We start from the raw sequence: 13,390 nt of genomic DNA, 5'->3' as shown, positions 1-13,390 counted from the left end.
GTCGGCGCCAACATCGCGCGGCAATGGTACGACCAGGGCGTGGACATGATCATCGACGTGCCGACCAGCTCGGTCGGCCTGGCGGTGAATCAGGTGGCGCGGGAGAAGAACAAGGTCTACATCAACACCGGCTCCGCCACCTCGGACCTGACCGGCGCGCAGTGCAGCCCGACCGGGGTGCACTGGATGTACGACACCTACATGCTGGCGAAGTCCACCGGCGGCGCCATGGTGAAGGCGGGCGGCGACAGCTGGTTCTTCATCACCGCCGACTACGCCTTCGGCCATGCGCTGGAACGCGACACCACCGGCTTCATCAAGGCGGCCGGCGGCCGCGTGCTGGGCAGCGTGAAGTATCCCTTCCCGGCGACCACCGATTTCTCCTCCTTCCTGCTGCAGGCCCAGGCCTCCCGCGCCAAGGTGGTGGGGCTGGCCAATGCCGGGGCGGACACCATCAACAGCATCAAGCAGGCGGCGGAATTCGGGCTGATGCGGCGCGGCGTGAAGCTGGCCGCGCTGCTGATGTTCCTGCCGGACGTCCACGCCATCGGCCTGCAGACCGCGCAGGGGGTGGTGCTGACCGAGAGCTTCTGCTGGGACCTGAATGACCGCACCCGCGCTATCACCCAGCGCCTGCAGCCGCGGCTGAAGGATGTGAAGCCGAACATGGCCTCCATCGCCAACTACTCCGCCACGCTGCACTACCTGAAGGCGGTGGCGGATATGGGCGTTGCCGCCTCCAAGGTGTCCGGCACCGAGGTGGTGAACCGCATGAAGGCGATGCCCTGCGACGACGATGCCTTCGGGCCCGGCCGCATCCGCGAGGATGGCCGCAAGCTCTGCCCCAGCTACCTCTTCGAGGTGAAGAAGCCGGAGGAGAGCCACGCCCCCTGGGACTACTACAAGCTGCTCCAGACCACCCCGGCCGAGGAGGCCTTCCGCCCGCTGAACGAAGGCGGCTGCCCGCTCGTTCGGAGCTGAACCGGGAGGGGACTCGGGCGCTCGCCCGGGGCCTGGCTCCCGGCCCAAAACCAGAAGGAATGGGAGAGAGACGGATGGTCCTGCAGAGACGCGACTTGCTCGGCACCGCGGCGGCGGCGGCGGCAGGCACGGTGTTGCCCCGGCGGCGCGCCCGCGCCCAGGCGCAGACCATCCGCATCGGCGTGCTGACTGACATGTCGGGCCCCTACCGCGACAATGCCGGGCCCGGCAGCGTGGTGCTGACGCAGCAGGCGGTGCAGGATTTCGGCAGCCGCGGCTTCAACGTGGAAGTGCTGCAGGCCGACCACCAGAACAAGCCGGATGTCGGCGCCAGCATCACCCGGCAATGGTTCGATCAGGGGGTGGACGTGGTGGCGGACATCCCCACCTCGTCGGTCGCGCTGGCCGCGAACCAGATCGCCCGGGAGAAGAACAAGGTCCACCTGAATTCCGGCGCCGCCACCAGCGACCTGACCGGGCCGGCCTGCAGCCCGAACATGGTGCACTGGACCTACGACACCTACATGCTGGCGAAATCCACCGGCGCGGCCATCGTGAAGACGGGGGGCGATTCCTGGTTCTTCATCACGGCCGACTACGCCTTCGGCCATGCGCTGGAACGCGATACCGGCAATTTCGTGAAGGCGCAGGGCGGCAAGGTGCTGGGCAGCGCCCGCTACCCCTTCCCGGCGACGACGGATTTCTCCGCCTTCCTGCTGCAGGCCCGGGCCAGCCGCGCCAATGTGCTGGGCCTGGCCAATGCCGGGACGGATACGGTGAACGCGATCCTGGGCGCGCGGGAGTTCGGCCTGCAGCGCAGCATGAAGATCGCCGCCCTGCTGATGGGCATTTACGACGTGAAGGCGGTCGGGCTCGAAAGCGGCCAGGGGCTGCTGCTGACCGAAGCCTTCTACTGGGACCTGAACGACCGAACCCGGGCACTGACCCAGCGGGTGAAGGCGAAGAACCAGGACCGCCCGCCGGCCATGGAACCCGCCGGCTGCTACGGCATGGTGCTGCACTACCTGAAGGCGGTGGCCGATATGGGCGTGGCCGCCGCCAAGGCCAGCGGCGCCGATGCCGTGGCCCGCATGAAGGCCATGCCCACGGATGACGACGCCTTCGGTGCCGGCACCATCCGCGCCGATGGCCGCAAGATCCACCCCAGCTACCTGTTCGAGGTCAAGGCGCCGGGCGAGTCCCGCAACCCCTGGGACCTCTACAAGCTGGCGGCCACTACCCCGGCGGAGGAGGCCTTCCGCCCCCTCGCCGAGGGCAATTGCCCTCTCGTGCGAAGCTAGGGATCATGTTCACCGCGAAGGATCGGGACGACCTGCATGGATGATATTTTCGGCATACCCGCGCCGCTGCTCTTCGGGCAGTTGCTGCTCGGGCTGATCAACGGCGCCTTCTACGCCATGCTCTCGCTCGGCCTCGCGGTGATCTTCGGGCTGCTCAACATCGTCAACATGGCGCATGGCGCACAGTTCATGATGGGCGCCTTCGCCGCCTGGATGCTGCTGGCCTGGCTCGGCATCGGCTACTGGTGGGCGCTGCTGATCGCGCCCATCATCGTCGCCATCACCGGCATCATCCTGGAAAAGCTCTTCATATCCAGACTCTACAAGCTGGACCATCTCTACGGCCTGCTGCTGACCTTCGGCCTGGCGCTGATCATCGAGGGGGTGTTCCGCAACGAATTCGGCTCCTCCGGCCTGCCCTACCGCATCCCGACGGAGCTCTCTGGCGCCTGGGATCTCGGCTTCATGTTCATGCCGGTCTATCGCGGCTGGGTGGTGATCGCGGCGCTGGCGCTCTGCCTCGCCACCTGGGTGATCATCGAGAAGACCCGGCTCGGCGCCTATCTCCGCGCCGCGACGGAGAATGCCGCGCTGGTCCAGGCCTTCGGCGTGAACGTGCCGCGCATGGTCACGCTGACCTACGGCTTCGGCGTGGCGCTGGCGGCGATCGGCGGCGTGCTGGCGGCGCCGATCTACTCGGTGAACCCGCAGATGGGCTCCAACCTCATCATCGTGGTCTTCGCGGTCGTCGTCATCGGCGGGATGGGGTCGATCCTCGGCGCCATCCTCACCGGCTTCGCCCTGGGGGTGGTGGAGGGGCTGACCAAGGTCTTCTGGCCGGAAGCCTCCGCCACCGTCATTTTCGTCATCATGGCGATCGTGCTGCTGGCACGTCCCGCCGGCCTGTTCGGGAGGGCCTGAGCCATGGCGTCCGATACCACCATCACGGCCGGCGCAATCGCCGCCTCGGTCAAGCCGGGCGAGGGGGTGTGGGGCTTCTCCCGCGCCCAGCTCATCGCGCTCGGGGTGCTTGTCGTCTTCCTGGCGGTCGCGCCCTTCGTGCTCTACCCCGTCTTCCTGATGAAGCTGCTCTGCTTCGCCCTGTTTGCCTGCGCCTTCAACCTGCTGATCGGCTATGTCGGGCTGCTGAGCTTCGGCCATGCCGCCTATTTCGGCATGGGCGGGTATCTCGCGGGCCATGCGGCGAAGGTCTGGGGGCTTTCGCCGGAACTCGCCATCATCATCGGCGGGGCGACGGCGGCGCTGCTCGGCGCGGTGGCCGGCTGGATCGCCATCCGGCGGCAGGGCATCTACTTCGCCATGATCACCCTGGCGCTGGCGCAGATGGTCTATTTCTTCTGCGTCCAGGCGCCCTTCACCGGCGGCGAGGACGGCATTCAGGCCATCCCGCGCGGCCGGCTGTTCGGCGTGCTGCCGCTGGACCGGGACATGAACATGTACTGGATGGTGGTGGCGGTCTTCCTCGGCGGCTTCCTGCTGATCCACCGCATCATCCATTCGCCCTATGGCCAGGTGCTGAAGAGCATCCGGGAGAACGAACCGCGCGCCACCTCGCTCGGCTACCGGACGGATGACTACAAGCTGCTGGCCTTCATCCTCTCCGCGACGCTGGCCGGCGTGGCCGGGGCGACGAAGTCCCTGGTCTTCGGCATCGCGACGTTGACCGACGTGCATTGGGCGATGTCGGGCGAGGTGGTGCTGATGACGCTGGTCGGCGGCCTCGGCACGGTGTTCGGACCGCTGGTCGGTGCCGCCGTCATCGTGACGATGCAGAACTACCTGGCGGAGATGGGCGCCTGGGTGACGGTGATCCAGGGCGTGATCTTCGTCGCCTGCGTGCTCGCCTTCCGCCGCGGCGTCGTCGGCGAGATCGCCAGCCTGCTGAAGGTGAAGCTCTAGAGCGTCTTCGGTTCACATGTGTTCACCGAGAACGCTCTACGCCTTTGTTTGCAGAGCAGATTCCCGCCTTCGGGCGATGCCGCCCCACGGCGATCTGCTCCAGGTCGTTCCCCATGACGTTGCTGCGCAATGTCATGGGGGCCCCGGGAGGCGCCGGGCGACCGGCGCCTCGCAGGGGCTGAAGCGGTGAAGCCGCCCCAGCGCGTCGGGCAGGGGCGGAGGTAGCGCCGCGTTGCGGCGTGATCCCGGAGCGGCGCCGCTGCTGCTGGCCGGCGGCTTCGACATCGTCGGGGGCCAGTGCCATGCTTGGCAGCTCGGCCGGCGGGTGCGGGCGGCAGGCGGCGCGGCGGAGTGGAGAATCTACCCCCGGGCTCGGCCATATCCGGCTGCTGATGTCGCTGCCGAGCCTGGCGCCGGTGGCGGACGACATGGCGGGGTTCATCCGGCAGCATGCGGGGGAAGCGCAGCGCCTGGCGGCGCGGTGAGAGAAGAGATTCCCCGCCGCTGCTCGTTGGCGCCCGTGCCGTACCCTCGCGGAGGAAGATGTCCGCTCCAGGCAGCCGAGGGCCGGGGCAGCTTCACGCCGGTGATGGCGCCGTGACGCCGCGCCGGCTCGTCACTCCGGCGCAGGGTTCTCGCTGCCAGGCCTTCCCGCCCGGGTCAGGCGAGCGTCGGCGGCCCGGTCCCGAAGCACCGCGGGCTTCGCTCCCAGGCCACCGGCCTGTCACCTTGGTGCCCGCCCGTCCGCTCCCTTCGCCGGAGATCCGGCGAAGGTGGCAGTCGGGACATCAGCCCCGGGGCAGCAACTGCTCCGCCAGCGTCGCCCAGTAGCTGGCGCCGATGGGCAGGACGGCGTCGTTGAAGTCGTATTTCGGGTGGTGCACCTGCGGGTCGGCCGGGCCGCGGCCGGCCCCCAGCATGATGTAGCAGCCATCCTTGGCGTTCAGCATGAAGGAGAAATCCTCGCCGCCCATGGTGGGCTTCGGCATCTCCTGCACCTTGGCCGCGCCGGCCACCGCCTCGGCCGCCTTCACCGCCAGCCGGGTGCTCGTCTCCTCGTTCACCGTGGCGGGGTAGCCGCGGTCGAACACCGCCTTTGCCGTGGCGCCGAAGGCGGCCGGGATGCCGGTGGCCAGCGCCAGGAATTTCTCCTCCAGCAGGTCCCCCACCTCCGACTTGAACCAGCGGGCGGTGCCGCGCAGCGTCACGCTCTGGGGGATGACGTTCCAGGTGTCGCCGCCCTGGATATGGCCGATGGTGATGACGCCGCTCTCCACCGGCTCCACATTGCGCGCCACCACGCTCTGCAGCGCGGTGACGAGCTGGGCCGCGATCACCACCGGGTCGTTGCCCTGGTGCGGCATGGCGCCATGGGCGCCCTTGCCCTCGATCACCACCTCGATCTGCGCCGTCGCCGCCATGACCGGCCCGACCTTCCAGAGGAACTGCCCCTCCGGCGCGCCGGGCCAATTGTGCATGCCGAAGACGCGCTCCATCGGGAAGCGCTCGAACAACTTCTCCTGCACCATGACATTGCCGCCGCCGCCCGATTCCTCGGCCGGCTGGAAGATCAGGTAGACGGTGCCGTCGAAGTTGCGCGTCTCCGCCAGGTATTTCGCGGCGCCGAGCAGCATGGTGGTGTGGCCGTCATGGCCGCAGGCATGCATCTTGCCCGGCACGGTGGAGGCGTGCGGGACGCCGGTCTGTTCCAGGATGGGCAGCGCGTCCATGTCGGCCCGCAGGCCGATGGCGCGGCCGCTATTGCCCTGGCCGCGGACGATGCCGACCACGCCGGTGCCGGCGATGCCGGTGACGACCTGGTCCACGCCGAATTCCCGCAGCTTCTCCGCCACGATCCGGCTGGTCCGCACCTCCTCGAAGGCGGTTTCCGGGTGGGCGTGGAAATCCTGCCGCCAGGCGGTCATCTCGGGGTGGAATTCGGCGATGCGGTTCAGGACTGGCATGGGGGCTCATCCGGCGTTTGCAGCCTGTATCTCACCCCGCCCGCAGCCCGAAGCAAGCGAGATCGAAGACTCAAGGGGTCCAGGGGCCCTTCGGCCCTTGGCGGGGTGAGCCTGAGAGGGGCAGCGCCCCTCTCGAACCGGTGGTCAGACCCCTTCCGGCCGCAGGAAGGCCATGTCCACCCCTTCCGGCGCCTGCAGCACCTGCTCATGCAGCAGCTTGTCCCAGCCCCGCTTCGGCTTGGCCGGCGGCGCCCAGGCTGCCCGGCGCCGGGCCAGCTCCTCCTCCGCCACCAGCAGCTCCAGCCGCCGTTCCTTGACGGAGAGCCGCACCCGGTCGCCGCTTTCCACCAGCGCCAGCGGCCCGCCCGCCGCCGCTTCCGGCGAGATGTGCAGCACGATGGTGCCGAAGGCGGTGCCGGACATGCGGCAATCGCTCATCCGCACCATGTCCTTCACCCCGGCCCGCGCCAGCTTCTTCGGGATCGGCAGGTAACCCGCCTCCGGCATGCCGGCCGGCGTCAGCGGGCCGGCATTCTTCAGGATGAGGATGTCGTCCTTCGTCACCTCCAGCGCATCGTCGTCGATCCTCCGCGCCAGATCCTCCAGCCCGTCGAACACCACGCAGCGCGCCTCGGTCTCGAACAGCGAGGGGGTGGCGGCGCTCCGCTTGAGGATGGCGCCATCCGGCGCCAGGGAGCCGAAGAGCGAGACCAGGCCGCCCACCGGGCTCACCGGATTGTCCCGGGCGTGGATGATGGGGCGATCGACGAAGGGCGGCGCCTCGTCGAGCTGCTCCGCCAGGGTGCGGCCGTAGAGATCCTTGCAGTCGAGGTGCAGCAGGTCGCGCAGCTCCCTGAGCAGCGCCACCATGCCGCCGGCGGCGTGGAAATCCTCCATATAGCCCTCGCCGGTGGGCTTCAGGTCCACCAGCACCGGCGTCTCCTCGGAGAGCGCATCGAGCCGCTTCAGGTCGATCTTCACCCCCGCCCGGCCGGCGATCGCCGTCAGGTGGATCAGCGCATTGGTGGAGCCGCCGAGGGAGAGCAGCACCCGCAGCGCATTCTCCACGCTCTTCTCGGTGATGAGCTCCGAGGGCTTCACCGGATGGGTGATGAGGCGCACCGCCAGCGCCCCCGCCTCCTCGGCGATGCGCAACCGGTCGGCATGGACGGCCGGCGCGCTCGCCGCCATCAGCGGCATGAAGCCGAGAGTCGCGGCGAGGCAGGCCATGGTGGAGGCGGTGCCCATGACGCCGCAGGTGCCGGCGGTGGTGGCGAGCTTGCCCTCGATCTCGCCGATCCGCTCTGCGGAGACGTCGCCCGCCCGGTAGCGGGCCCAGTAGCGGCGGCAATCGGTGCAGGCGGAGAGCCGCTCGCCCTCGAATTTCTGCGCCAGCATCGGGCCGGTGACGAGCATGACGGAGGGCACATCGGCGCTGGCCGCGGCCATGAGCTGGGCCGGCACCGTCTTGTCGCAGCCGCCGATCAGCACCGCCGCGTCCATGGGCTGGGCGGAGAGCATCGCCTCCGTGTCCAGCGCCATCAGGTTGCGGTAGTGCATCGAGGTGGGGGTCAGCGACGGCTCGCAGAGGCTGACCGTGGGGAAGGCGAGGGGGAGGCCGCCGGCCAGCATCACCCCGCGCTTCACCGCCTGCACCAGCTCCGGCACCGTGCGGTGGCAGTTGTTGTAGTCGGAGGCGGTGTCGGCGATGCCCACCACCGGCTTCTCCAGCGCCGTCCGGGAATAGCCCATGGAGCTGGCGAAGCTGCGGCGGAGGTAGAGGGCGAAATCCGGGTCGCCGTAATTGGCGGCGCCGCGGGCCAGGCCGCGTTTCGGGGGCGTCTCGGTCACGTTCGTCTCTCCGCGTTATGGGCGCAGCTTGCCCCGGCTTCCTGCCCATTACCCTCCGGGGCTTGGCCGGGAGAAGGTAGGCGATAAGGCGGGTGCTGGATACGCGGCCCTGCGTCTGCCCCGCCCCTGGCCTAGGGCCGGGCGGCCCATGGTGGAGGGACCACGACAAACTCCGGTATCATGATACCGCATGACGAAAGCCCGCGAAAACCCTCGGCTTTCGCTTGACCTGCCGCGCTTCGCGCGCCATACACGGCGCCCTGTCCCCGATACGGACCCTTTGAACCATGTTGCAGACTGAGACCCGCTCGCTGAAGCCGGCGGAGGTCAAGAAGGGCTGGGTGGTGGTGGATGCGGAAGGGCTGGTCCTTGGCCGCCTCGCCGCCATCGTCGCCAACCGGCTGCGCGGCAAGCACAAGCCGCAATTCACCCCGCATGTCGATTGCGGCGACCACGTCATCGTGGTGAACGCCGGCAAGGTGAAGGTGACCGGCCAGAAGGCGGAGCAGTCCGTCTTCTACTGGCACACCGGCTACCCCGGCGGCATCAAGGAGCGCACGGTGCGGGAGCGGCTCAAGGGCAAGCACCCGGAGCGCGTGATCGAGAAGGCGGTGGAGCGGATGATCACCCGCGGCCCGCTCGGCCGGAAGCAGATGAAGAACCTGCACGTCTATGCCGGGCCGGAACATCCGCATGCCGGCCAGCAGCCGGTGGCGCTGGATGTGGCGGGCATGAACCGCAAGAATGTCGCTGGCGTGAAGGTGGCCTGAGCCGATGAGCGATCAGACGAGCGCCCCCGAGGCGGGCACGCAACCGGCTGCCGCCCCGCTGACGGGCACCCTGGCCGACCTGAAGACCCTGGTGCAGGGCACCCCCGCCGCCGGCGAGGCCCCCGTGGTGCGGGAGCCGAAGCGCGACGCGCAGGGCCGCAGCTACGCCACCGGCCGCCGCAAGGATGCCGTGGCGCGGGTGTGGGTGAAGCCGGGCAAGGGCACCATCACCATCAACGACAAGCCGATCGGCAAGTATTTCGCCCGGCCGGTGCTGCGGATGCTGATCACCCAGCCCTTCCTGGTGGCCGATCGCTACCAGCAGTTCGACGTGATGGCGACCGTCACCGGCGGCGGCCTCTCCGGCCAGGCCGGTGCGGTGCGGCACGGCATCTCCCGCGCCCTGACGCTGTACGAGCCGGGCCTCCGCCCGATTCTCAAGAAGGCCGGCTTCCTGACCCGCGACCCGCGCGTGGTCGAGCGGAAGAAGTACGGCAAGGCGAAGGCGCGACGTTCCTTCCAGTTCAGCAAGCGCTGAGCCGGGCGGGCCGGCTTTGCGCCGGTCCGACGCAGGACTGTCATACGGAGGGGCGGGCCCGCAGGGGTCCGCCCCTCTTGCTTTTTGGGCCGCATTGGGCGGCAAATGCACCCCAGAGGAGGGGCAGACCATGACCAAGGTCCCGACGGTGTTCATCGATGGCGAGGCCGGCACCACCGGCCTGCAGATCCGCGAGCGGCTGGCCAACCTGCCGCAGGTCGCGGTCCGCTCCATCGACCCCGCCCGCCGCAAGGACCCGGAGGCCCGACGTGCCCTGATGGCGGAGGTGGACCTCGTCGTGCTCTGCCTGCCGGACGAGGCCGCGAAGGAGAGCGTGGCGCTGGCCGCCTCCCTCGGCGAGCGGGCGCCGCGGCTGCTGGACGCCAGCACCGCGCACCGGGTGAACCCGGACTGGGTCTATGGCCTGCCGGAGCTCTCGCCCGACCAGCCGGCCCGGATCGCCGCCGCGCCGCGCGTCGCCAACCCCGGCTGCTACCCGACCGGCGCCATTCTGCTGCTGCGGCCGCTGATCGAGGCCGGGATCATGCCCGCCGACTATCCGGTGACGGTCAATGCCGTCTCCGGCTATTCCGGCGGCGGCAATGCCATGATCGCCGCCTATGAGAGCCGCACCGCGCCGGATTTCGAGCTCTATGGCCTGGGGCTGGAGCACAAGCACATCGCCGAGCTGCAGCTCTACAGCGGCCTCAAGCGGCGGCCGATCTTCGTGCCCTCGGTCGGCGATTTCCGCCAGGGCATGATCGACTGCATCCCGCTCCACCTCGACACGCTGAACGGCCGGCCGAGCCCGGCCGATCTCGAGGCGCTGCTCGCCGCCCGCTATGCCGGTGGCGACTATGTCTCCGTGGTGCCGGCCACGGCGAAGCTGGAACCGCAGGCGCTGAACAACACCAACCGGCTGGAGCTGCGGGTGCATGGCCATGCCGCCCACGGCCAGGCCCTACTGACGGCGCGCTACGACAATCTCGGCAAGGGCGCCTCCGGCGCCGCGGTGCAGAATATCGGCCTCATGCTCGGCATCGCGGTGGAGACCACGCTGCCGGCGGCGGCTGAATAGGGAAGGGACGTACAATGGACCACAACGCGCCGGCCATCGTCGGCCCGCTCTATCCCTTCGAGGGCAAGCGCCCCGAGGTGCATGAGAGCGCCTTCGTCGCCCCCACCGCGGCCGTGATCGGCGACGTGACGATCGGGGAGAAGTCCAACATCTGGTATCACTGCGTGCTGCGCGGGGATACCAACTTCATCCGCATCGGCCGCGGGGTGAACATCCAGGACGGCACCATCATCCATGTGAATGCCGGCACCCAGGCGACCGTCATCGGCGATGACGTGACGGTGGGGCACGCCGCCATCATCCATGCCTGCACCCTGATGAACCGCGCCTTCGTCGGCATGGGGGCGACGGTGCTGGACGAGGCGGTGATCGAGGAGGGCGGGGTGCTCGCCGCCGGCTCCGTCCTGCCGCCGCGCAAGCGGATCGGCCGCTACGAGCTGTGGATGGGCAACCCGGCCACCCTGGTGCGCGTGCTGAGCGAGGAGCAGCGCGCCGGCTTCGACCGGACGGCGCCGCATTATGTGGAGCTGGCGGGGCGGCATCGGGCCTCATTGGGGCGCTGATCTGCGCTACACTTCCCTCGGCCGGCCAACGGCCCAGGGAAGGAAACGCAGATGATCGAACGCAGACAGGCCGCGGCCCTGGCCGTGGTGGGCGCCTGGCTGGCGGCACGGCCCGCCGTGGCGCAGCAGGGCGAGCAGCAGGCGGTGGCCCGGGCGGTGGACGCCCTGACCGCCGCCATGCTGCAGCCGGACCGCGCGAAGCTGGAAGCGCTGACGGTGGCCGGGCTGAGCTACGGCCATTCCGCCGGCAAGATCGAGAACCGGCAGCAATTCATCGATGCGCTGGTGAACAAGACCAGCGTCTTCCGCAGCATCACCCTGCAGGACCAGAGCATCAGCGTGGCGGGGAACAACGCCATCGTCCGGCACCTGCTGGTGGGCGAGACGATGACCAACAACCAGCCGGCGCCGGTGCGGATCGGGGTGATGCAAGTCTGGACGAAGGAAGGCAGCGACTGGAAGCTGCTGGCGCGGCAGGCCTATCGCGTATAGCGCGGTGTCGAGGAGGGCGGCGCGCTGCAGGGCGCGCGCCTTGCGGCGCGACCCTCCTCGAACTCCGTCCGCCAAAGGCCGAAATGCCTTCGGAAACCCCGAAGCTACTTCGGTGTCCCCAGCACCTGATCGGACAGCCCGGCGCTGCGGCGGACGAAGTCCAGCGGGCCGGAGAAGTCGAAGCTCCGGTACACCGCCGCCAGATGGTTGAAGTGCGGGGCCTGGGCGAATTGTACGAAGGCCAGCCGGTGCCCGGCATAATCGCTGTTCAGCAGGTCCCGCGCGAAGGCCAGCAGCTTGCGCCGGTCCTCCGCCGCCCACTCGGCGTTCAGGGTGTAGAATTTCTGCAGCCATGCGCCGCTGCCGGCGGCGTGAAACGCCGCCGCGTTGGGGGTGACGCAGATCTGCCCGCCGATCAGCTCCCGCGCCGCATGCATCATCACCGGCAGCTGCGAGCAGGCCAGCACCCGCCCGGCATAGAGCAGCGACTGGTTCGGCATCAGCAGCCCGGCCGGGGACCGCTCCGCCAGGGTGATGGAGGCGACGAGGTGTGCCCGGATGCCCTCCCGGTAGCAGGCCAGATCGGCCAGCTTCTCCTGCACCGCCTGCAGCTTCTCGAGACCGGTCTGCTTCGCGCTCCACATCGCCGCGCCGATCATCATGTCGGCGTTGTAGAGCAGGCGGAGAACGTAGGGGAAGGCCGAGTAGCGGTGCAGCGTGGCGCGCACCTGCTGCGCCGCGCGGGTGTAGCGGTAGAAGAAGACATCCTCCCAGGGGATGAGGACGTCGTCGAACACCACCAGCGTATCCACCTCGTCGAAGCGGCTGGCCAGCGGGGTGTCCGCCGGGTCGCCCCGTCCCGCGAAGCCGCCGCGGCAGACATGCTTCACCCCTGGCGCGCCCATCTTCACGATGCAGCCCAGCGCGTAGTCGCTCTCCTTCTCGTCGGTCCAGGCGCCGACGGTGGGCTTCAGATAGGCCTGGTCGGCATAGGCCGCCGCCGTCTCGTATTTCGCGCCGCGGATGACGATGCCGGCGCTGGTCTCCTTCACCACATGCACCATCATGTCGGGATCGCGCTCGGTGATGGGGCGGCTGCGGTCGCCCTTCGGGTCGGTATTGGCGGAGACGTGGAAGGGGTCCAGCGCCACCACCCGGCGGATATGGCGGCTGATATTGTCGGCGAAGCGCGGGTCGATCTCGTTCAGGATGTCCCTGCCATCCTGCAGGGACCACATCTCCCCCACCGTCTCGTCGCCGACGCGGGTGACGATGCCGCCGGCATCCTGCAGCAGCAGGTCCACGCTGCGCCATTTCCGCCACCAATCCTCCTGGGTGGTGGGCGGCTGCTGGAACAGGCTGTGGCGCTCGCCGTTCTCCTCATAGGTCAGGTCCGCCTGGTAGGCTGCCTCATGCTGCATGTCGTACATGCGGGCCTTGGCAGCGACGATCGGGGCGAAGGCCCGGTGGCGGGCGACATCCGTCACCTTCTCGCCGTCGATCCAGACCTCTCGTCCATCCCGGATGCCGTCGAGATACTGCGCGCCGGTGCGGATCATGCGGAGCGGCTCCCCTGCCCGTGAGGAGGGCAGGATGCGCCGCCCCCCTGTCATCGGGGAACCATCTTTTGCCGGGCTCTGGCATCGGCCTAGAGCAGATCGCGTTCAGATGGACTCATCTGAAGGCGTGAAGATGCTCGCAAAACAACGGCCTGGAGCATGCGGCCTGAGCGCAGGCGAACGCAGCATGCTCTAGCCTGTGCCGATGGCCTGTCGCGCCGCGCCCGGTGCGACCGGGTCACGGTGGCGGACCAGGGCGGCGTCACCGGTGCCGCCCTTGGCAGTGGCGCCGCCAGCCCCGCCGGGAACCGGTCCCGGACCCCGCCGCGAGTCGGCCGGGCGGCGTCCCTTGCCGGAGCCCGAGCCGCCCAAC

The 13,390-nt window shown here is 69.2% G+C and carries 13 protein-coding genes; 10 read left to right on the top strand and 3 right to left on the bottom strand.

Annotated elements, in window-relative coordinates; translation table 11 throughout:
* The 5 genes from NJ376_RS06020 to NJ376_RS06000 form a co-directional block, all read left to right on the top strand.
* On the top strand, window positions 1-981 hold a 981-nt coding region (locus tag NJ376_RS06020), incomplete at its 5' end, for an ABC transporter substrate-binding protein (RefSeq protein ID WP_252952329.1).
* Between the two features lie 74 nt (window positions 982-1,055).
* Window positions 1,056-2,282: an ABC transporter substrate-binding protein gene (locus tag NJ376_RS06015; protein WP_252952328.1), complete on the top strand. Its 1,227-nt coding sequence runs from the start codon at window positions 1,056-1,058 to the stop codon at window positions 2,280-2,282.
* Window positions 2,283-2,318: 36 nt separating this feature from the next.
* Window positions 2,319-3,203 carry a branched-chain amino acid ABC transporter permease gene (locus tag NJ376_RS06010; protein WP_252952327.1) on the top strand — a complete coding sequence of 295 codons (885 nt, stop codon included), beginning with the start codon at window positions 2,319-2,321 and terminating at the stop codon, window positions 3,201-3,203.
* A 3-nt stretch (window positions 3,204-3,206) separates the two neighbouring features.
* Window positions 3,207-4,202 (top strand): branched-chain amino acid ABC transporter permease, encoded by a 996-nt coding sequence (locus NJ376_RS06005; protein WP_252952326.1) that lies wholly within the window; start codon window positions 3,207-3,209, stop codon window positions 4,200-4,202.
* Between the two features lie 302 nt (window positions 4,203-4,504).
* Window positions 4,505-4,687: a hypothetical protein gene (locus NJ376_RS06000; RefSeq protein WP_252952325.1), complete on the top strand. Its 183-nt coding sequence runs from the start codon at window positions 4,505-4,507 to the stop codon at window positions 4,685-4,687.
* A gap of 303 nt (window positions 4,688-4,990) precedes the next feature.
* Here NJ376_RS06000 and NJ376_RS05995 read toward each other — a convergent pair whose 3' ends face one another.
* Both NJ376_RS05995 and NJ376_RS05990 read right to left on the bottom strand, forming a co-directional pair.
* Window positions 4,991-6,166: a M20 aminoacylase family protein gene (locus tag NJ376_RS05995; RefSeq protein WP_252952324.1), complete on the bottom strand. Its 1,176-nt coding sequence runs from the start codon at window positions 6,164-6,166 to the stop codon at window positions 4,991-4,993.
* Between the two features lie 144 nt (window positions 6,167-6,310).
* The gene (locus NJ376_RS05990) at window positions 6,311-8,017 is read right to left on the bottom strand and encodes a dihydroxy-acid dehydratase (protein WP_252952323.1); all 1,707 of its coding nucleotides are present in this window, start codon (window positions 8,015-8,017) and stop codon (window positions 6,311-6,313) included.
* Window positions 8,018-8,304: 287 nt separating this feature from the next.
* Between NJ376_RS05990 and rplM the strand changes: the two genes are divergently transcribed.
* The 5 genes from rplM (at window position 8,305) to NJ376_RS05965 (ending at window position 11,458) form a co-directional block, all read left to right on the top strand.
* Window positions 8,305-8,787, top strand: coding sequence for a 50S ribosomal protein L13 (rplM, locus tag NJ376_RS05985; protein WP_252952322.1), 483 nt, complete (start codon window positions 8,305-8,307; stop codon window positions 8,785-8,787).
* 4 nt (window positions 8,788-8,791) lie between these two features.
* Window positions 8,792-9,325, top strand: a complete 534-nt coding sequence (gene rpsI / locus NJ376_RS05980) for a 30S ribosomal protein S9 (RefSeq protein ID WP_252952321.1) — start codon at window positions 8,792-8,794, stop codon at window positions 9,323-9,325.
* 130 nt (window positions 9,326-9,455) lie between these two features.
* Window positions 9,456-10,403, top strand: coding sequence for an N-acetyl-gamma-glutamyl-phosphate reductase (gene argC / locus NJ376_RS05975; protein ID WP_252952320.1), 948 nt, complete (start codon window positions 9,456-9,458; stop codon window positions 10,401-10,403).
* Window positions 10,404-10,417: 14 nt separating this feature from the next.
* The gene (locus NJ376_RS05970; RefSeq protein ID WP_252952319.1) at window positions 10,418-10,966 is read left to right on the top strand and encodes a gamma carbonic anhydrase family protein; all 549 of its coding nucleotides are present in this window, start codon (window positions 10,418-10,420) and stop codon (window positions 10,964-10,966) included.
* 51 nt (window positions 10,967-11,017) lie between these two features.
* Window positions 11,018-11,458, top strand: coding sequence for a nuclear transport factor 2 family protein (locus tag NJ376_RS05965; protein ID WP_252952318.1), 441 nt, complete (start codon window positions 11,018-11,020; stop codon window positions 11,456-11,458).
* Between the two features lie 104 nt (window positions 11,459-11,562).
* On the opposite strand, the gene NJ376_RS05960 is transcribed toward NJ376_RS05965, so the two are convergent.
* Entirely contained in the window at window positions 11,563-13,017 is a 1,455-nt protein-coding gene (locus tag NJ376_RS05960; protein WP_252952317.1) for a 4-hydroxyphenylacetate 3-hydroxylase family protein, read from the bottom strand.
* Window positions 13,018-13,390 lie beyond the last annotated feature (373 nt).

It is taken from the genome of Siccirubricoccus soli (assembly GCF_024178315.1).
GTDB lineage: Bacteria > Pseudomonadota > Alphaproteobacteria > Acetobacterales > Acetobacteraceae > Siccirubricoccus > Siccirubricoccus soli.
Note: the sequence above shows the minus strand (reverse complement) of the source record. Positions and strands in the feature narration are given on the sequence as shown.